Here is a 21,417-nt window from a genome sequence, read left to right as displayed (position 1 = left end):
TCTAATTTCACCTTTTAATTTGTTAATACAATTGAAGCCTGTGATAACAAATTAAGATATCATTTCAAGTAGTGTGTACCCAAAACATAATAAAAATATGAAAATAAAAAAACATATTCTAATGATGTCCAAACTTTTATTTTACGGCATCTTTTTTCAGATTTTATTTAGCAGCATGTTGTTGGCTAATGAAGGAAAAGCTCAAAAGGAAAGTATTTATGATATTCAAATATCCCTATCGTTACAGAATACTCCTTTAAAAGAGGTTATCCAGGTAATAGAAAAAAGGACTAACTTTAATTTTACATATAATACCATAGAAATTAACCGGGAAAAACGCCTGGATATAGTTGCCAATGACGAGTCTCTGGCAAAAATATTAACCTCAATTGCCAAACAAACCAGTTTAAAATTCACCAGAATTAATAGAAATATCCATATCAGTAAAGGATCATTTGGCAAACCAAAAATTAAAGAAATAGCCAATAAATTCGAAGTTTACCAAAACAAAATCAACGGAACCGTATTTTCCTCAGAGGATAATCAACCATTGCCCGGGGTAAGTGTAATCCTAAAAGGGACCACCACCGGAACCACCACTGATGTGGAAGGAAAGTTTACACTGGGTATTTCCGAGGGTGCTATATTGCAATTTAGCTATATAGGATTTGAAACTCAGGAAGTTGAAGTGGGCACTAAAGAGGTTATTAATATCCAGCTGGTTCCTGATTTAGAACAATTAGAAGAAGTTGTGGTAATCGGATATGGTGTGAAAGAAAAATCGGATCTGACAGGTTCGGTAGCATCCATTAATTCCAAGGATTTCGAGGATCAACCTATTATTCGGGCAGAAAATGCCTTGAAGGGCCGAACTGCTGGTGTGACCGTTCAAACACCAAGTGGCGCACCAGGTGCCAGTATGAAAATTCGAATCAGAGGCTTTAATTCTGTGAATGGCAACAACAATCCCCTTTACGTGATTGACGGTTTTGTAGGTGGAGATATATCCATATTAAACCCAAATGATATTGCATCCATCGATGTATTAAAGGATGCTTCTGCTACCGCTATATACGGGTCAAGGGGATCAAATGGAGTAGTAATTATTACCACCAAAACCGGCAAAAGTGGAGAATTAAAAGTGGAATTTGATGCCTTTTATAGTGTGGATAAATTGAGCAAAAAATTAGACCTGCTTAATACTGAGGAGTATATGAATGTAGTAAATGAGCGAAATAGAGACCTTGGGTTAGATGATATTTTTACTTCAGCTGAAATTGATTCGGTCACTCAGGCGGGAGGAACCAATTGGCTAGATGAGATTCTTAGGAACGGAGCAACTCAAAATTATCAACTGGCTTTAAGTGGAGGATCACCAAAAACAAAATTTTACATTTCAGGATCTCTTGCCGATCAGGAAGGTATTATTGATAATTCATTTTACAAAAGATATGGAATTCGGGCGAATGTTTCCTCCGAACTCAGTAAAAAAACAGATTTAATCTTTAACATATATGCCAACCATACAAATGCCCGGAATAATTACACCTACAATGGCAGAAGTACTGCTTTAGGAGCAGCCCATGTATTCCCTCCAAATATAGCCGTTTTTGATGCCGAAACTCAAAAGTACACCTTATCACCTGGAGGTTACGGACCTATAGCTGCTAATCCTGTTTATCAGGTAAGAGAAAGGTTATTTGACCAAAAAAGGTGGAATACCTGGTCCCAATTACAATTAGGTTATAGAATTACAAAAGATTTAAAACTCTCTGTGATGGGAGGAATAGATGGAATATTTACCCATAGTCCTACATTCAAGCGTTACCAGCCAGGAGCAGATGAATCTACAAGTGAGGCCATCCAAACGGACAATTTTTATTACCGCTTGCAAAACACCAATATTCTGAGCTATTCCAAAAAAATAAATGAAAACCATTTTATTGATGTATCTGCCATTTATGAGCAACAAGTCACAAAAACAGAAGGAAACTCTGCCTATGCCACCGGCCTGACCACAAATGCCCTGACTTACTATCGGCTTCAGTTAGGATCCAACCAGCAGGTATTTTCCAGTTTTCAGGACGAATCACTCCAGTCATTTTTAGGGAGAGTAAATTATACCCTTAAAGATAAATATTTATTTACTGCTTCATTTCGGGCAGATGGCTCTTCCAAATTTGGTGATGGGAATAAATATGGTTATTTCCCGTCTGCAGCTTTTGCCTGGAGAATTTCTGATGAAAGTTTTATAAATAATGCAGGATTTCTATCTGATTTAAAATTAAGAACAAGTATAGGAAAGGTAGGTAGCCAGGCTATATCACCCTATCAAACCTTAACTACACTTACGCTGAATAGAAATTACCCTATGAATAACCAATCTATGAGTATCGGAATTGGCCCTGGTACTCCCTCAAATCCTGATTTAAAATGGGAAACTACTACTCAAATTAATGTTGGTGTGGATTTCGGTATTTTTAATGGAAAAGTAACCGGTGCTTTAGATTTATATCACAAAGAAACGGATGATTTATTGTTAAATGTACCTGTACCGGGTTATGCAGGAGGAGGAACTGTGCTTAAAAATATTGGTTCCATAGAAAATAAGGGAATAGAATTTTTAGTCAACTGGACTACTATCGATCATCAGGATTTCAAATTAAATACCTCCCTTAATTTAAGTGTAAACAGAAATAAAGTATTATCACTAGGCCAGGATAGTGTACTTTATTTGGGAGAATTTATCCTGCTACCAGGTAAACCAATTTCTCAATTTTATGGACTTCATTATGAAGGGACCTGGAAGGCAGATCAGGCGGCTGAAGCAGCAGAATATGCACAAGTACCAGGAGATCCAAGATATAGAGATGTAAATGGGGATAAAGTGATTGGTTCCGAGGATATGGAAATTCTTGGCAGTCCTCTTCCTGATTTTAACTGGGGCTGGAACACTAATATTGAATATAAAAATTTTGACCTCAATTTGCTCATTAACGGAACACAGGGTTTCGATGTCTGGAATAAAACCCGGTTTTTAATTTTAGGTAGTGGTGATGCAGTACCCACTTCAAAGGAAATCCTGAATAGGTGGACTCCTGAAAACAACCAATCAGATATCCCAGGATTTAGCAATACCAGTAATTCAAGGTCCCAGTCTAATCAGTGGATAGAAGATGGTAGCTTTATCAGAATTTCTAATTTAACCTTAGGCTATACATTTCCGGAAAAGTTACTCAAAAACACCTTAAAAATGGCAAGAGTCTATGTAAGTGTTCAAAACCTGGGACTTTTGACAAACTATTCCAGTTATGACCCGGAATTGTCAACCACTCCAGTAAATTCTGACACTCAACAAGGGATTGATGATAGTACCTATCCTTCTTTGAGAACATTTACCGTAGGTACAAAAATTACTTTTTAATGTATTTTAAAATAGAAATAATTATGCAATATAGATATATCAAGGTCAACTATTTATTAACCATATTGTTAATATTGGCGACCACTCTCTCCTGCCAGGATCTTGAAGAAGAAGCCAAAGGATCATTGATTAGCGATTCGTTTTTTACAAGCCAATCCGATTTGGATGCCGGAGTTATCGCCACCTATGCAGAATTGGTGGGAGGAGCCTGGGGAGGGATTGCTTCGCGTGATATTTGGGGACCTCTAATGGGTGCGGATGACTTAACCACCACTGGTAATAATTCCGGATGGTCCCAATTCGACAGGTTTGCCGTGGAGCCTTTAAGTAATGTAGCATTAATTTTTTGGAGGCAACATTACCGAATAATTTATGCCGCAAATAATGTAATTGAAAATTATGAAAAAGTACAAGGCGATCAGGAACAAATCATGATCAGTGTAGCTCAAACAAAGTTTTTAAGAGCATTCTCCTACTTTTGGCTTGTAAGAATGTTTGGAGATGTCCCAATTACTTCCAGCACTTTAGATTTAGAAATAACAAGGTCTCCAACAATTGATGTGTATAATTTAATTGAGGAGGATTTATTATTTGCTGAAAAATATTTGCCCGGTTCCTGGCCAGGAGAACCCGGTCGGGTAACTGTATGGGCTGCTAAATCTTTATTGTCACAGGTATACCTCACTATGGCAGGATGGCCACTAAAAGATGAAACCAAGTATACCTTAGCTGCGCAGAAAGCCGAAGAAGTAATTGATAATTCCGGCCATATTTTATTACCAGATTACAAGGATGTCTGGTTAATGGCCAATGAGGTTAATGAAGAGATCGTTTGGGCTATTCAGTTTTGTCGCCTTGTGGATTGCGGCACCAATGCAAGAACCAGTGTAACAGCCACTTCAATGGGCCCTTCTGAAGAAGGAGGATGGGATCAACTGTTTTTTGAAATCAATTTTTTCAAAAACTTTCCTGAAGGACCAAGAAAAGACTTTACCTTTCACACAACTTTTACGGACGGAACACAGTGGGAGAACAGTAATGTAAAACATCCATTTGTAGGGAAGTATAGAGATGGTTCTATTCCAGGTGAAGATAATTTTGAAAGTCGTTTTTTAACCGGGAGAAATCTTCAGTTTTTACGCTTTTCTGATATTTTGTTAGTTTATGCAGAAGCTACAGCCATGTCAACCGGACCTGATAATAAAGCTTATGAAGCGGTGAATATGGTAAAAAGAAGAGCTAAAGGCCTTCCCATAGATCAACCTGATAATAGTGTTGACCTTGAAAATGGATTATCAAATATTGCATTTAGAGATGCGGTATTACAGGAACGGGCATGGGAATTGGCTGCTGAATATAGCAGATGGTTTGATTTGGTGAGGACCGAAAAAGTAAAGGAAGCAAATGAAAATAAAGATTCTGGTGATTTACCTCCCTTAAGAGAAATTACCCAGGATTATTATCTGATGCCAATTCCGGTACAAGAGATTCAAATTAACCCAAATCTTACCCAAAATAATGGTTACGGTGAAAACTAGGTAATTATTTATAACAGTGGATTTAAAAGGTATTCATGGTTGTCTGCCTTTTAAATCCACTTTTTTTATTTCTGATTTCATTTTATCTCATTTATTGATAACACCTTGCTTTAATGAAATTGCTTCTTTATCAGCTAATCCTTGTCCTCATGTTTTATTAATTTTAATATCAATCCAACCACAGTTTTTGATTCTGCCAAAATATTTGAGTAATTTCCCTCCCTATTTCTACAGAAATTTTCCATCCAATGACCATAAAATTAAAGGAAATTTTTATTGTTCCATCCGATAAACAACATTACAAAAAGGAAGAACTGTTGGGTTTAAAACTGAGAAGTAGTTTTATAAATGAGATGGCAACAAAATTAAATTTGATCTACCTTGAGAAAAGTCAGGATGAAGGTAATTTGTGCTATCTCAACGATAAAAACATTCGGCCTGAATTTAGAACTTCATTTGAAAAAAGAGACATTGTTAATTTAATCAAGAATGAATTTCAAAGAGACCATTTTGATTTAAATTCTGATGAAATACATTTCCCAGATAATTCAGCCCACTTTTGGGAGCTAATAAATAAAGACGACCTGTAGATTTACTGAAATAAGGCCTAATGCGCTCCTTTTAGATTTGGAAAAAGTAAACAACCACCTTCTGTAGCAGTTGTTTACTTTATTAAATCAAAATTCAACAACCCATCACTTACTTCCTTTGGCAAACCAAAGCTCTGTGGCAGGATTGTCAGGTCCTTGTCTGGAGATGGCTTCATTTAAGTTAGTGCCATTTAAATCATAAGCAGGCTGTGCATATTTTACCCTGTTTGGGTAACTTCTGCCTAAAGGAATACTATTGCTGAATAAAGTAGGTAAATCCGGAGTATCATCTGTCACATAATCCAAATTGAAATCCCGGGCAACTGCCCATCCCTGGTAATCTACCATATACAAAGCAAGCCACTGTTGTAATCCGATCTGTCCCAATTGCTCTTCTTTTGAACCGCTAAGTGTAGCCATTGGAGACGATAGAAAACCATTGTCCTCTACTCCCCATTGTGTAAATGATGCCTGAATTCCCTGTTGGAACAAACTATTGGCATCACCACCAAAACCCAGCACAGCGGCTTCAGCCTGCATCAGGTATATTTCAGACAATGGCATGATAAACTGATCTATTTCATCCCCAATATCAATTACACCTTCGGTTAGTCTGTTGGGCCTTGAGAACATTTCCATATGTAAAAATGTTTTCATTCCATCCACAAAACGCATAGGCTGCCCTACATAATAATCCTGGCTTCGATCGATATTTACAACCAAATCATTACCATCTATGGTAGTGGTGTAGGGTACACCTGACCTCTCAAGTGTTGAACTCAGCAGGTAATCAATTTTTTCTTTATTTGCTGGTTCGTTGTATCCGCCCAAAACAATTTCTCCCCCTACAATCGGGTCGGCATAGGCCGCAAGACGAGGATCATTATTATCTTGTAACAGGTTTACGAATTTGTCCGATAGCATTTTCCATGAGCCAGTATAGATGGTAAAATCTCCATCTCTGGCTGCAATATTCCAACTCACCTCAAGATCTTTTACTATTTTTACATCCTCAGTTGGCAGTGGATTTGCCAGTGCTTCAGAAATAGCTGCATCTGCAAAATCCTCTTCTGGTGCACCTTTGGCTCGTAAGGCAATTCTCAATTTTAAGGCATTGGCAAAGGTTTTCCATTTTTGCAGGTTGCCTCTAAATAAAATATCGTATTCCGCTAGATCATTTGTGCCTACCCCTGTAGCTTCTTCATCTCCAATCACCTCCATGGCACTATTCAAATCTTCAATTACTCCTTTATAAATGACTTTTTGTTCATCAAATTTGGGTTCCAGTTTTCCCTGCCCTACCTCAGAATATGGAATTTCTCCAAATTGTTCTGAATACATAAAGTAATAGTTGGCTTTCATGATATTTCCAACTGCTTCCATCAGGTGGTTTTCCAGTTGTCCACCAGGTTCCACTAACCTCAAAAAACCATCTATATGCAAATAATATCCGGACCAGTGGTTCCAAGCATCAGCACTTGCCCCCCAACTTCTGGTGGTATTAAACACCACATCTGGTTGTTCCCAGGAATTTTTATACCCATAGGAAGCATAGCCACCATAAGTGGACCCAATCATTACTCTTGTAAATAAATAAGTCCAGTTAGGAGGCATCCACAATCTGGTTTGTACATTGGGAAAGAAAAACCGTGCACTAATATCTTCACTGGTCAAATTCTCATTATCACCCTTAAATTCCTCAAATTGCTCTGTACATCCAATTAAAATTGAACATGTCAGAAATAATATTATATATACTTTATTTATAGCTTTCATCTTTCAACAATTTAAAATGTAACATTCAGACTGATTCCCATTCTTCTGCTGGAGGGTTGATTATAATAGAATATTCCCTGACCGTAATTAGATACAGAAACAGAAGATTCGGGGTCCACTCCTTCGGCCTCTTTGTAAAAGAAGAGTAAATTCCGCCCGGTAAGTGCTATGGAGGCCCTTTGAATTGGCGTATTCCCAATTATTTTTTCGGGAAAGTTATAGGTTAGTGAGACTTCTCTCAGCCTTATGTTTGATAAGTCCTGTATAAATGCACCTGGAATCCCTGGTAGTCTGGCCCAGTATTGTTGAGCAGTAATTTCCTGCGTATTTTGAACATAATCAGGGTTTTCTTCTGTACCCACGTTTACCACACCATCCAGAACCATCCCTTCTCTTCCTGCCAGGGTTCCTTCAATAGAACCTCTTTCCCCAAGTTCTCTGTGCGTCCAGGATAAAGCTTTTCCTCCCATTTGAGCATCAATCAAAAAGCTCAGGGTTAAGTCCTTATAGCCTAAAGTATTTTGAAATCCACTGGTAAATGAGGGTATATAATTACCCAAAAGTTGTTCCTCCTCCGAAGCCACAGGAAGGCCTTCTTCATCCAAAACCATTTTACCTTCATGATAGGTAAAATCATTTCCCCAAACATCACCGTAATTTCCTCCTACTTTAGTTTTTACGGAAAAATTGTCTCGTCCTGTAAAAAGAAAGGATTCCGAACCTTCAATAAATGATTCCAAAACACTGGTATTATGGGCATAATTAATGGAAGCATCCCAATAAAAATCTTTACTTTGAACAATTGTAGCGCCTAAAAGTAATTCAAATCCTTTATTGGAAATTTCTCCCACATTTGTTCTCATGTATTTAAAACCAGTTGAAGGATCCACAGGGGCATTGATGATTTGATCAAAGGTGTTTGATTTATAGTAAGTAAAATCTGTGAAAACCCTATTTTTAAAGAATTTAAATTCTACTCCAATTTCTGTAGATTGAGTAGTTTCCGGCTTTAGGGTGGGATCATCAAAAATTTCAGATTGTGAAACAGTAATGAGACCATTGTAACCTGTCAAATCACTTAAGGTATAATAAATCTGATCATTTTTATTTCCACCAGAACCAACTTCAGCCCAGGCCACTCTAACTTTTGAAAAGGATAAGATATCATTATTAATATTAAACAATTCATTTCCGAGTAATGACAAACTCACTGAAGGATAAAAGAACGACCAGTCACTTGGTGAACCGGTAGCTGTCCACATTTTAGAATCCCAGTCATTTCTTCCTGTGAAATTCAGGTATACCATTTCTTTATAATCCAGCGACCCGGAAAAATAAAGTGAATAGATGGAAGACCTTAAAGAAGATTCTGTACCGGCCCTTACTGATGCTAAATTAGAATACAGAAAATTATTAGGTATCCTAAAATCCTCCCCTGATTTGGTAGAGGTTTCATTTTTATTGTATCGATAATTTCCCCCGGCATTAAGATTTAAATTAAAATTACTTGTAATGCTCTTATTAAACATAAATAGAAAATCCATATTGGTTTCTGTTTGTCTATAGAAATTATCTGATCGGGTACCATCATTAGTCCTACTTCCACCCTTAGGAGTAATTTGTTTAATTTTATGAGAAAGTGCATCAGTTCCTACACGGACAAAAGCACTTAAATTATCATTGAACTGGTAAGTCAATTTGGCAAACCCAGTCACCCTGTTCCTAAAATCTTCAAAAGTTCGCTCATTCTGGATATAATAAGCGTTTTCAGCTGGAATGGATATGTCATAAGGATGAATAGATCTTCCCTGCTCATCTACATAATTATTTTTAAAGTCCTCATTTACTGCATTCCGAACCCTTCTGTAAAGGAAGGTAGTTGCACTATTATCAGACCATCCCATCGTAGCTCTGTTTTGTGCTTCCTGGGTAAAATACGTCACCTTTGCATCAAAATTCAGCTTATCGGAAAGTTTCGCTCCTGCTCGTAAATTAAAAGTATTTTTATTCAGTTTAGACTCAGGAAGAATTCCCTTTCCAGAAAAATTGGTGTAAGAAAACCTCACATTACTGGATTCATTTCCTCCTTCTATGTCAATGGTATTTACCGCTTCTACTCCTGTTTCAAAAAAGTCTTTTACATTATTTGGATCGGCCGAATAAACGCCTTCAAGTCCGGTTGGATAAGTAAAATTACTACCATCAAATTTAGGCCCCCAGTTTCTGAGCGCATCATTGGAAAATGTACCACCATCACCCTGGCCATACTCATTTTGAAATTGTGGAAGCGTGTTGTCATTTACATTAGAGAAAACCACACTCCCCGAATATCCAACGCCAATTCCTTTTTTACTTCCTTTTTTAGTGGTAATAATAATTGCCCCATTGGCTGCTCTGTTTCCATATAAGGCAGCGGCATTCGGACCTTTTAAAACGGAAATAGATTCCACATCATTAGGGTTAATATCCGATATCCCTGTACCATAATCTGTTCTGGTATAAGCCACAGGAGCCCCAGGGCCTGAGGAACCTCCAAATCCATTATTATTGATCGGCACTCCATCCACAATAAAGAGCGGTTGGTTATTTCCGGTTAAAGAGGAATTTCCCCGCATAATAATTCGCGAGCTACCGCCCATTCCGGAAGCTGCTGGAGTAATTACAACACCTGCTACTTTACCTGCTAAAGAGTTTACAACATTGTCCTCTTTCGATTTTTGTATTTCATCTCCCGATAAATTACTTGTGGCATAACCCAATGACCTCTTTTTGCTTTCTACCCCCAGAGCCGTAATCACAATTTCATCCAGGGCTGTTAAATCAGGCTCCATGGAAACATTAATAGTTGACTGGTTAGCCACTTCAATTTCCTTTTCCACAAAACCAATGGAGCTAAACCTCAGAATTGCATTATCTGTAACTTCAATTGTAAAATTTCCATCAAAATCAGTCACCGTTCCTTTAGGTGTTCCCACAATTAAAATACTCACACCAGGTAAAGGTTCCTGATCAGCTGCTGACACAACTTTACCTTGTACAATACTTTGATTGAGGGATTCATTTAAACTGTTCCTTATCTGGTGGGAGTTTTTATGAAACCTGGATACATTGATGACATTATCAATCCTCTTAAAACTTAGATTAGACTCTTTTGAAAGATATCGAAGCACATTTCCCAAAGACTCTCTGTTGTTTTCAATGGTAAACTTCTTTTTTATTTTATCAATATCCTTCTTGGCATACCCAAACTCAAAATTGGTCTGGTTTTCTATGGAAGAGAAAATCTCCTGAATTTTTGCATTGCGAACTTCTAGGTTCACCAATACTTCATCGATGCTTTTTTGCCCAAAAGAATCATTCGCTAATAAGATACTCGAAAGGCAAACTTGCAGAACTAATCCAAAAAACAAATAGTTAGTCATACGAATAATTTGTAGTATTAAATTCCATTTCATATTTTTAATAGATTTTGATGAATGTTTAAGCGATTTGTTCAAAATTGATGGCGGTCCCCTTAAGTGATCCTTGACCAAAATTTTCACTTTAGGGAATTTACCTTCATGTAAGCCAGTTATTTCTTTGTGATAGAAATAACTGGTTTTTTTTTAACTCGAATTCATATTTATGCTATTTTAGTTAACCATTACTTTATTTTCTTTTATTTCATATTCAAATTTTAAAGAATACTTAATGCTTTCCAGAACATTCAATAAGTTTTGATTTTCAAACCTGGCATTATATCCACCCTTTTCACCCACTTCCTTATGGATAATAAATTCAACACCATACCACCTTTCCAGGGACTTTACAATTTCATGAAAAGAGGCATCATCAAATACTAAAACCCCATCTTTCCAGGAAGATAATTCCGGATTAAAAAACTCTTTTTCAACCTCCTTTTGATCTGCTTTTAATACAGCCATCTCCCCCCGGACAAGGGTAAGGGAATCACTGAATATTTCATTACTTTTTTTCTTCACTAATACCTTTCCTGTAGACACAGAAACCTTTTCTTCCTTATTTTCCGGAAAAGCATTTACATTAAATGAGGTCCCTAATACCTTCACTTCAGAATATGAAGTATGAATGACAAAGGGTTTTTGTGGGTTTTTTGCCACATTAAAAAATGCTTCTCCTTCCAGATAAACTTCCCTCAAATTGCCTTCCTGAAAATTTTCCTTAAAACGCAAGGCACTTTGTCCATTCAATTTAATTGTACTTCCATCTGGCAGGCTGAAATTCAATTTTTTACCCGCGGGAATACTCTTTTCCACCATTATTGAATTTTCAGCAATCGCTGGCCCTTCTTTTAAACTAAAGGTCTGGTCATTTAGGAAAAAATAAACAGAAATTCCCAATAAGAAAAATATTGTCACAGAAGCTGCAATGCTTTGCCAGTTTTTTATAATCCATACTTTGTTATACAACCTTCTGTTATTGCCATTTTTCTTTTCATTTGGCTCGGATTTTTCAATTTCTGAACAAACCTGGTCCCAAATCTGGTTTTTGTCCACATCACTTGCCTCATTATTCTTTTTAAGAAAATGTAAAAATGAAAAATAGAATGTTTGATTGTCCTCACTTTCTGCTATCCATTCCTTCAATTTAGTTTTTTCTTCTGCTGAAGATTCTCCGTTAATATCTTTAGAAATGATTTCTAATATTTGACTCATGTGTTTTACAATTTGTGTCTTGTAATCATGTGCCATTTAATTAAAAAAACCCCTACTCTAATTCAAAAAAAATTTCAACTATGGGATTAAGTAGCAAAAACAACGTGATAATTTTATCTTTTCCAATAAAATTTTTCTCTCTCCTAAACTCTTCTCTTATGGCTTTCATGGCCTTCAACATATGATTTTCAACTGTTTTTGTCGAAATATTCATAAGCTCTGCCACTTCTTTATATTTTTTACCTTCATCCTTTACCAAAAGGAAAACTTTTTTACATTTTTCAGGTAAATTCAAAATAACTCTATCATACCTTAATTTCAATTCGGCATATTCAACCAATTTATCAGGAGAATTAAAATCTATCTGTTTTTTACCTAATTTATTTTCATCTAAAGAATCTGTATGTTTTTCCATGGCATTTCTTTTAAGGTAGCGCAAACACTGATTTTTCATGGCTACAAAAAGGTATGCCTCAAGGTTTTCGATAGCAGATAAATTACTACGGGTTTTCCAAATTGAAATAAATACATCGGAAACTAACTCCTTCACCACTTCTCTATTCTGCAAGATTGCAAAACCAATATTGAATAAAGGATGGAAAAAGAAATCATATAACTCTTTGAAAGCCGCACTGTCATCTTCTTCTGCAATTTTCTTTTTCAGTAATATCTCATTATCCATATAATGTTTTCTTCTCTGAAACTTTCAAATTTTTTAAACCTATAAATTTAGAAATAAAAGTGGATAGAATGCCTAAAATTAGAAAATGACTTCAACAATACAACAAAATGTAATCTAATTCGGGAGAAGCCAGGCCTATGCCACCCGAATCATATCCTCCTTTTACAATTACTTCTCCACAAACATTTCCGTAAAAAAGGCCCTGCTTTTCTGGTGTTTCCCAGGTATTGATCATGTTTTTTAGGGAGGCTTAACCTGATGCTGCTTTCCCTGACCAGATTAATTTAATTAATAGGGCAAACAAAGCTTGAGGCGAAAATAAAGGGCTGTAAATAATTGGGCTACCACTTTTTAGGCACCCGTGCTCCACACCGGGTACTCCATACCGGGTACTATTATTTCAGAGGAATAATAATCTCTCTATCAGTCTTTTATGGCAAAATAATTCACGATTAATTTTGAATTACTACTTAAACAAGTGCAAATGTCCATCACAAAACACTTGCACCTGTTTTTAGTAAGGTTATTCCAAACTAGAAAAATTTCCTAAAAAAATTTAATAGTCTCAAACCAATGATCCTATTTATTCTTTTTACTGAGGTAATCATTTTTATCCTTTTCCCAGGTATCAACTAATTGTTGATTATATCTGTTTCCAAAATTTATTGGAGGAAATAACGATTCTGGTCCCAAATTTTTGCTTTCAGTAAAAATTAATTTCCCTTTTTTATCCTTCTGAATGGTAAATTCATCATATATCTCTCCGGTCACAGTTTTGGTCACATAGTGAATTTTATCCGGGGAAACCTCAATATCCTGATACAACTGTAAAGAGGTACCCGCTCTTTCAATCCAGTCTCCAAATTGTATGGCATTTTGAAATGGTCCTGAGACAGAAACCACATAAATCGGAAATTTCCCGTCCATTCTACCCCTGGCATATAAATGCTCATGGCCTGTCAGGATAATAGGCACATTATATTTTTCATACAATTCCTTGAAATCGGGAAACCTAATTCCTGGCTTTCTATTTCGTGCGGAAGCATCCATGGCATAGTGGTGTGTAATGAATACCCAGTCACCCGTAAATTCTTTCAATCGTTCTTCTGTCCACTTTAGAATTGTGGCCCGATCTTCCGGGTATTTATATCGGCATAGGTTTAGGGAAATTACCCGGATATTGTTGTAATCTATATAAAAGGTTTCTTCTTCATGGCCCTCAGGTCCATTGAGGGGAAAGGTAAAATTCAAGCCCCAATGTGCTGATAAATTTTCTCCACTTTTAGCAATAAGGTGTTCATGGTTTCCCGGAGTTCCTACAATCGGAAAATTCTGAAAAGCCCAACCTCCTGTCTGGAAAAACTCATTCCAGTTTTCCTTATTCAGGCCACCCCTATGGACCATATCTCCACCAAAAAGCAAAAATTTAGCATCAGGCCTTGTCAAAACTGCCTGGCGGATAGTTCTGCTTCCAAGGGAAATAATATCTCTTTGCACATCGCCAAAATAAAGAAAATTAAATTTTTCATTTTCTCCCGTAGCCGTTCGAAATTCCGCCCATTCGGACCAGAAATTACCATTGCCTACCCTGTAAGAATACATGGTATTGGGTTTTAAATCCGGAATATTTACACTGTGGTAATTCCAAAGCCCATCGTCTGCCGGATGGGAATCACTTTCAGCTTTAATGGATTTTACCTTTTCCTTAAAAAAAGGTGTAGCTACCGCTTCAATATATTCTACATAACCTTCCTTTTGTAATTCACTGGTACGCCAGTTCACTGACTGGCTGGTGGAAGGATCGGTTGCCCAAGAAATATTGACATGATGCGGGTATTGATATTTGGATATTTCCTGAACGCTTTTAAATCTAAATCCAAGCAATAGTATAAAACCTGAAAATAAGGCAAAAAAGGCAATTTTTTGATTCATTATGAGATTTATTAGTCTTTTATGTATTTCAATTTTTTTTTAGATCACTATGCTTTGCTTAGGTTTATTTTTCAATTAATTGATGATACAGAGCCAGATAATAAGGCAAAAGGTAAAAAGTTCCTTCATGTTCCGCATAGCCATTTCCTTCAGAATAAATGATGGCAAATGCATCCCTGTCAAGTCGCACATGGCCTCGCTCATCAATGGGCAATGCATAGCTATCTGTTCGCCAACCCATGCCTGAAGCCTGGCCTGGTGTGGGGTCCATAACTACATCCAGGCGATGAGAATTATCTACAGGATAGCCAATCAGATCCAGAGGAATTCGCTGAAGGGTTTCTTCAATGTATTTTGTATCCATACTACTTTTTCCAAATTGCTTCAAAGCGGCATCGGCAAACAGAGGGTTTTCAGAAAATAATTCCTTTCCTTCAAAATATCCTGTTTCAATTTTTTCTGTAAAAGAATTGGCTAATGCCCCATATAAGCCATCCCAAAAAGCATTTTTTTGTTTACTGATATGCAACCAGGCATTTTCAAGTGCATTTCTATACATGATTTGAAGCTCAGGATCTTTTTCATAATTGATCAATCCATAAAAGCTCATCAAGCAAAGGTTATTATCCCAGGGAACTGCATTTCCTGGAGGAAAAAACTCCTTGGCATGCATGGAATTGATATGATAATCGTGTTTGTCACGTAGCATTTTAGCCACTTCTTCATATTTAGGATCTCCGGTAACATGACTGGCCACATTTAAAAAAGAAAGCATCATCATAGAGTTTAGTCCCCGTTGTTCCCAACCCCAAACAGAATTAAAGTACTCTGGTTGAAAATTAGCCCATCGGGTTGGTTTTCCATCATAATCTACAAGGCAAAACCCATGACGGATCAAATGATCTGTAATATCTGCCACTACCTTTCTAACATCCGCCTTTTCCTGTTCAGTTTCAGCTACAAGATCATAAAAGATTCCGTAATAAAAATAATGACCTGCCAATTCATCTGAGCTGGTATCGCATTTCCACCTGTATTTTCCATCCTTACTTTCAGGAAATCTGGGATAAATGTCCTTCCAAAAAGGATCGGTCTTTTGATGTCGTTTGTTATATTCCTGATTATATTGCTCATTTACCGGGTCCCGCCAGTCAATTGGAATAATTACCCTTGCAGGAAAACCGGGTTCGTGGGTAATATCCACCAGCCACTTACATGCATAGAAACTCCTGACTGCCAATTCCCTTGCTTTTTTATCTCCTGTCAAAGCATATCGATAAGCCATGGAAGAACCATACATCGCAGTATACAACCCATCATTATCAGAAATATCGAGTCTTGAAGAAGTAATATCAAATTGTTTGGTCAGATCACTTTGACAGATAAAACCTATCCGGTTATGTCTTTCCTCCACCTGATTTATGAAATAATCAGCTTTTTCTTCATAAGTCATCGCTGTAGTATTGATCTGACTTACCCCTTTTTGAGTGGCAATCCAGGCAGTGCCCTTCTCATCTACCACAATGCCATTTACACAATCATCGGGAAGCCACCTGCGGCTTGCCCTGTAATAAAAGTAATTATCTTTTACCCGGATGGCTCCTTTTTTAGTCCCAAACCAGACTTCACCATCAGGGCCGGCAGCAGCACAAGTAAAGTTATGGTAAGGAAGCCCTTCCTGCCCGGTAAATAATTTCCAGTTTTCACCATCGAATTTCCCAACACCTTCCTGCATACCTACCCAAAGATTTCCCTGAGTATCTACTGCTAAAGCCCCAACATAGGTTGGATTCCAACTATAATTTTCATCCTGCGGATAAAGCGGTAGGAATTTTTTCTTACTTTTATCAGAAATAAATAAGCCATTTTCACACCCCAGGACTATGCCTTCATCATATTCCACACTACTTAAAATTTTCTTGGTATCCGCAGGAAGTGGATAATTTGTGGTTGTCCCCTCCTTTATTTTGCCTTTATATTTTTCCCAGATATTTCCATCATAGGACATCCATTCTCCTGAAATTAAAATAACCGGCTTTCCCTCCTGAAGCATTATTTTGTCGATGGACTTTTCCGGTAAGTTTTGTGTCTTTCCGTGTACAATGGCTACATCTTGTGCAAACACTTGATCATTTTGTCCCTGTGCTTTGGGGAAAATAAATAGCCCTAACAGTATTATAATTGTAAATATTCTCATCATATTAAATTTGAAAAATCTAGCTTAAATAGTAATTGAAGGAGAGGTTCCACCTTCCTTTTGTTGATTTTTATCCAATGATTTTAGTTTAGCCATATCAGCCTTAAGTTTCTGACTAAAAAGAGCCATATCAGAACTATGAATGACAATATTAACCCCTTCCTTTATCCAGTCAAGTTGGCGCTCTGGTTCCAGGGAAAAATGAATTCCTACTCCAAGCGTGTGTTTTCGGGCTTTATGAATAATCGTTTTTACAGTTTTGATGAATTCGGGATGGTCATACTGCTCAGGAATTCCCATGTTGATCGAAAGGTCATGCGGACCGATAAATACTCCATCTAATCCTTCCATTGATAAAAGATGGTCAAGCTGCTCAACTGCTGGAATGCTTTCTATATTGGCAATACATAAATTTCCGTGATTGTACCGATCAAGATAGGATTCTAACTCTGGAGTTAAAATGGCTTTTCCTGCTAAAATTTCTTTCAACTTTTTCCCTTTCAAAGGGCGAAATTTAGTAGCCCCAATAAGTTCCTTAATCTCATCTACATTTTCCAGGTAAGGGGCAATCACTCCTATGGCTCCGTCATCCATAACCTGGCTTGCCCTGTTAGGATTAGGCTGTAAGATACGTACAATTGGTGTAAGTCCTAAAGCCCGATAGGTAAAACACATTTTTGAAAGTTCAGTGCGGTCCAGACAGATATGTTCTGTATCTAAAAAAACAAAATCAAGCTTGGCATTTGCCACAAGATCAGGCCATCTTGGAGCATTAACGGTAATACAAGTTCCGTAGACAATTTCCCCCCGAAGCAGTTTTTGTTTTAAATCATTCTTTTGAAAACCTGACATTCCTTATTTGTGTATTTTTATTAACATCTTACCTAATTATACTCAGGGCAATAGGCATTGTACTATCAGGATTTTACATTTTTTGCAGGAAGTACTGGGGTGACGTTCATTTACAAATGTCATTTTGCTGTCGAAAGGATTAAATTTAAGCCTGCTCTTAACTATTGAATTGGATAGTAGTCTTTTTAATGTAGATTAGAGTATACAGTTTGAGTATACCAATCAATTGATATCATGCGAATAAATACCTTTTTAATTTTTTTTATCTCAATACCTATATTTATTAGTTGTAATAGTTCTGAAACAATTAGTCCAGAAATAGATGTTCATTGGGAACTCGTTACCAATTTTACAGGAGAACCGGATGTTTTTGAGGCAAAATTTACCCTTTCGCATCAGGGTGGATTTGATTTAGACCAGGAAAACTGGGCGCTATTTTTTAATATCGCCCCTCGTACTATTGTTCCAACTCCTGAACCCCAGCCTGCTACTGTTGAGCACCTGAATGGCGATTGGTATAAACTAAAACCAAATACCGATTTTAAACTCACCGAAGGTGAAAGTGTAGAAATTCTGTATAAAGGTATAGAGGCCGTAATCAAAGAAACTGACCGTCCTCTGGGATTGTATTTTGTTTTTTATGATGACAACGGGGATGAAAAAGAAATCAAGGAAGTGAAAAATGTTTCCTTCACCCCATTTACCAAACCTGAACAAATCAATAGAAATACAAATGATTTTGATCCTATCCCCACTGCGGAATACCTGTATAGATCCAACCAGGAGGTTTCTCAAATCCCAGCAGAGCAATTGAATGCCATAATTCCATCTCCGGTAAAAAAGGTAGAAAAAAATGATAATTTATCATTGACAAAAGATTTTGTTATTGTATTCGGAGAGGGTACTGAAAACGAGGCTAAATTTCTTAAAAATAAGCTAAAAGAAGATTTGGGGTTGGATCTTGCTTTACAGGAAGGCGGATCAGCAAGCAAAAAAATCACTTTAAATATCAAGGAGCTGACGGTTAATGACACTAAGGAAGAAGCTTATGAATTAAACATTAGTCTGGGAAAAATTGATATTACCGGATCAGATCCGGCTGGTGTATTTTATGGGATTCAGAGCTTGAGAGCTTTAATCCCTATTGAGGCTTTTCAAAATCAGGGAGCTCCTGTTTTAATAAAATGCCAGGAAATTTCTGATGCCCCCAGATTTGCCTTCCGAAGCCTTCATCTGGATGTAGGCCGGAATTTCCAAACTAAAGAAACCATTATGCGGCTTTTAGATGCTATGGCATTTTATAAGCTCAACCATTTCTTGTTTTATCTCACAGAGGATGAAGGTTGGCGACTTGAAATTGAAGGCTTACCAGAATTGACTGAAATTGGAGCAGTAAGAAAACATACTTCTTCTTATAAGAATAGCGTGTTACATCCCGGTTACGGATCAGGGCCTTTTGCCGATGATCCGGACAAACATGGGCATGGTTATTATACCCGGCAGGATTTTATTGAAATAATAAAATACGCCAAAGAAAGGCATATACAAGTGATTCCTGAAGTTAATTTTCCCGGCCATGCCAGGGCCGCTATTAAGGCCATGGATTATAGATATGAGCGATTAATGAAAGAAGGAAAACCAGAAGAAGCAAAGGAATTTCTACTTTCTGATCCTGATGATACCTCCAGCTTTCTTTCCGCACAGTGTTATAAAGACAATGTAGTATGTGTAGTACAGGAATCTGCTTACCATTTTTACGAAAAAGTAGTGGAGGATATCATTTCCATGTATCAGGAAGCTGGTATTCCTATGCCTATATTCCACATGGGTGGGGATGAAGTACCTGAAGGAGCCTGGACTGGTTCTCCTTTAGTAGCTGAATTCATGAAACAACATCCTGAAATAAAAAATCACCATGAACTTCATGCATATTTCATTAAGACAATGACCGAAAGACTTGCAGATAAAGAACTGGAATGGCATGGCTGGGAGGAAGTAGCCCTAAAGAAATTACCCGAGGGGGGATATGAACCCAACCCGGAATTTGTGGATAAAAATGTGGTTCCTTATATCTGGAATAACCTTTTCGATTACCCTGATATTGGTTATAAATTGGCTAATGCCGGCTATCCGGTGGTTTTGTGTAATGTTTCCAATTTTTATTTTGATCTCGCTTATAACAAAGATCCTAAAGAACCAGGGCTTTATTGGGCAGGATTTATCAATGAAAAGGATAACTGGACTTTTTCTCCCTATAACATGTTCCGAACTACCTTGAATACGGCTATGGGTCAGGATATCAGGGTTTTAAGAACAGAAACCAAGGGGGATAAAAAAGTAGATATTGCAGAAATTAAACCTGGTGACAATTCCACTTATGAATGGGAAAGATTAAAACCTGAAGCCTATAAAAACATTTTGGGTATTGAAGCTCAGATCTGGAGTGAAACCATTAAAGGGAGAGACATGCTGGAATATTACTATTTGCCAAAGCTTATGGGTTTTGCCGAAAGTGCATGGACTGATGAGAGAACTTGGGAAAATGAAAATGATGAGGTAAGGCGTAATGCCCTCCAACAAAAAGAATGGAATGTTTTTGTAAACCTACTGGCTCAAAAAGAATTGCCACGTCTTAGCTATTTAAATAATGGCTACAATTACCGTATTCCTACTCCTGGAGCTGTGATTGAAGATGGCATCCTAAAAGCTAATGTGGAATACCCCGGACTCAAAATTCATTATTCTCTGGACGGAAGTGAGCCAAATGAAAAAAGCCAATTATACCAACAACCGATAAAAGTAGAGGTGGGTAGCAGAGTCAAATTGGTAGCTGTTGATCATTCCGGTCGATCCAGCAGATCAATTGAAGTAAATTGATCCAATTAAATTTAACTTATATAACTCACTATCAGTTGCTTATACTAAATTTAATTTTAGTGGTTTTCCAAAAAAATGAGAAATTAAAAACGCTCATTTTATAACAAATCAAAGGGTAGTTTAGACGGTGACTGATTCTTAATCTTATGGCAGTATTGCCATAAGATTAAAAATCAGAGGACCTCTCCAATGAGGCCACCCTTATTCTTTAATTAGCCAGACCTCCGATACCATGGTACCCCAACCACCGGAATTTCGCCATTGTTCAACACTCACCCGATCCCCATTGGCCACATCAGCAGCTTTTTTAAAGGAAATCGTCAGTTTTCCATCCTTAGTCGTTTGTGGAGGAATTTTAAAGGTAAAGAAATCACTCATCTGTAAGGGCAGTTCAAGTTCGTCTGCCAATAGTTCTCCATCGGCATAAATCGACTCTCCCTTTTGATTCATGCGCATGGCATACCTTTCCTGAAACCATGGCCTTACCAGCGTAAATCTGATTTTGTATTGTGCATCAGATTCTAAATTTTCATAATGCAAGGTAACCCCCTGTTCCTCATCCTGGGTAAAATGCATGGACCGTTGGCTAGGCCTGTTCCCTTCAGAAAGCATGTCCGCTACATAAGGCTGGCCGTGATCATACGGATAACCAAAAACTACATTTGGTGCAGGGTTTTGAGTACCAAGATTATCATAAAAGCCTCCTTCTCCCGGTTCCTGGTAATGAAGGATCATTTCCAGCAATTCAGCTCGTTCTTTCCCTTTGGTAGCCAATGCTCTTGTTATTTGCCGTTTTAACCATCCAAGGCCAATAAAATCATGATCAAGATTAAAATAACCATCATTGCGAACTCCAAAAATCTCATTACTTTCTTC

The 21,417-nt window shown here is 37.3% G+C and carries 13 protein-coding genes; 4 read left to right on the top strand and 9 right to left on the bottom strand.

Going from position 1 to position 21,417, the window contains the following annotated elements:
* Nucleotides 1–97 precede the first annotated feature (97 nt).
* From A3EM_RS0129270 to A3EM_RS0129255, 3 genes are all read left to right on the top strand, one after another.
* Nucleotides 98–3,424: a SusC/RagA family TonB-linked outer membrane protein gene (locus A3EM_RS0129270; protein WP_083925321.1), complete on the top strand. Its 3,327-nt coding sequence runs from the start codon at nt 98–100 to the stop codon at nt 3,422–3,424.
* A gap of 23 nt (nt 3,425–3,447) precedes the next feature.
* Nucleotides 3,448–4,962: a RagB/SusD family nutrient uptake outer membrane protein gene (locus A3EM_RS0129265; protein ID WP_169513425.1), complete on the top strand. Its 1,515-nt coding sequence runs from the start codon at nt 3,448–3,450 to the stop codon at nt 4,960–4,962.
* A 248-nt stretch (nt 4,963–5,210) separates the two neighbouring features.
* On the top strand, nt 5,211–5,552 hold the full coding sequence (locus A3EM_RS0129255; protein WP_020531814.1) for a hypothetical protein: 342 nt from the start codon (nt 5,211–5,213) through the stop codon (nt 5,550–5,552).
* Nucleotides 5,553–5,657: 105 nt separating this feature from the next.
* On the opposite strand, the gene A3EM_RS0129250 is transcribed toward A3EM_RS0129255, so the two are convergent.
* From A3EM_RS0129250 to A3EM_RS0129215, 8 genes are all read right to left on the bottom strand, one after another.
* A complete protein-coding gene (locus A3EM_RS0129250; protein ID WP_020531813.1) occupies nt 5,658–7,328 on the bottom strand; it encodes a SusD/RagB family nutrient-binding outer membrane lipoprotein in 1,671 nt (556 codons plus the stop codon).
* 11 nt (nt 7,329–7,339) lie between these two features.
* Nucleotides 7,340–10,783: a SusC/RagA family TonB-linked outer membrane protein gene (locus A3EM_RS0129245; protein ID WP_157638148.1), complete on the bottom strand. Its 3,444-nt coding sequence runs from the start codon at nt 10,781–10,783 to the stop codon at nt 7,340–7,342.
* A gap of 177 nt (nt 10,784–10,960) precedes the next feature.
* Nucleotides 10,961–12,001: a FecR family protein gene (locus tag A3EM_RS0129240; RefSeq protein ID WP_169513423.1), complete on the bottom strand. Its 1,041-nt coding sequence runs from the start codon at nt 11,999–12,001 to the stop codon at nt 10,961–10,963.
* Nucleotides 12,002–12,053: 52 nt separating this feature from the next.
* The gene (locus A3EM_RS43960; protein ID WP_020531810.1) at nt 12,054–12,683 is read right to left on the bottom strand and encodes an RNA polymerase sigma-70 factor; all 630 of its coding nucleotides are present in this window, start codon (nt 12,681–12,683) and stop codon (nt 12,054–12,056) included.
* 91 nt (nt 12,684–12,774) lie between these two features.
* Nucleotides 12,775–12,918 carry a hypothetical protein gene (locus A3EM_RS47775; RefSeq protein WP_020531809.1) on the bottom strand — a complete coding sequence of 48 codons (144 nt, stop codon included), beginning with the start codon at nt 12,916–12,918 and terminating at the stop codon, nt 12,775–12,777.
* Between the two features lie 344 nt (nt 12,919–13,262).
* Nucleotides 13,263–14,615 carry a purple acid phosphatase family protein gene (locus A3EM_RS43955; RefSeq protein ID WP_020531808.1) on the bottom strand — a complete coding sequence of 451 codons (1,353 nt, stop codon included), beginning with the start codon at nt 14,613–14,615 and terminating at the stop codon, nt 13,263–13,265.
* Between the two features lie 64 nt (nt 14,616–14,679).
* Nucleotides 14,680–16,815, bottom strand: a complete 2,136-nt coding sequence (locus A3EM_RS0129220; protein ID WP_157638147.1) for a hypothetical protein — start codon at nt 16,813–16,815, stop codon at nt 14,680–14,682.
* A gap of 21 nt (nt 16,816–16,836) precedes the next feature.
* On the bottom strand, nt 16,837–17,664 hold the full coding sequence (locus tag A3EM_RS0129215; RefSeq protein WP_020531806.1) for an HpcH/HpaI aldolase family protein: 828 nt from the start codon (nt 17,662–17,664) through the stop codon (nt 16,837–16,839).
* Between the two features lie 234 nt (nt 17,665–17,898).
* Here A3EM_RS0129215 and A3EM_RS0129210 point away from each other — a divergent pair, with 234 nt between their 5' ends.
* Nucleotides 17,899–20,541, top strand: coding sequence for a family 20 glycosylhydrolase (locus A3EM_RS0129210; RefSeq protein ID WP_020531805.1), 2,643 nt, complete (start codon nt 17,899–17,901; stop codon nt 20,539–20,541).
* 201 nt (nt 20,542–20,742) lie between these two features.
* On the opposite strand, the gene A3EM_RS43950 is transcribed toward A3EM_RS0129210, so the two are convergent.
* A partial coding sequence (locus A3EM_RS43950) for a hypothetical protein (protein WP_044240158.1) occupies nt 20,743–21,417 on the bottom strand: 675 nt, incomplete at its 5' end.

Source organism: Flexithrix dorotheae DSM 6795, assembly GCF_000379765.1.
Taxonomy (GTDB): Bacteria; Bacteroidota; Bacteroidia; order Cytophagales; family Flammeovirgaceae; genus Flexithrix; species Flexithrix dorotheae.
Note: the sequence above shows the minus strand (reverse complement) of the source record. Positions and strands in the feature narration are given on the sequence as shown.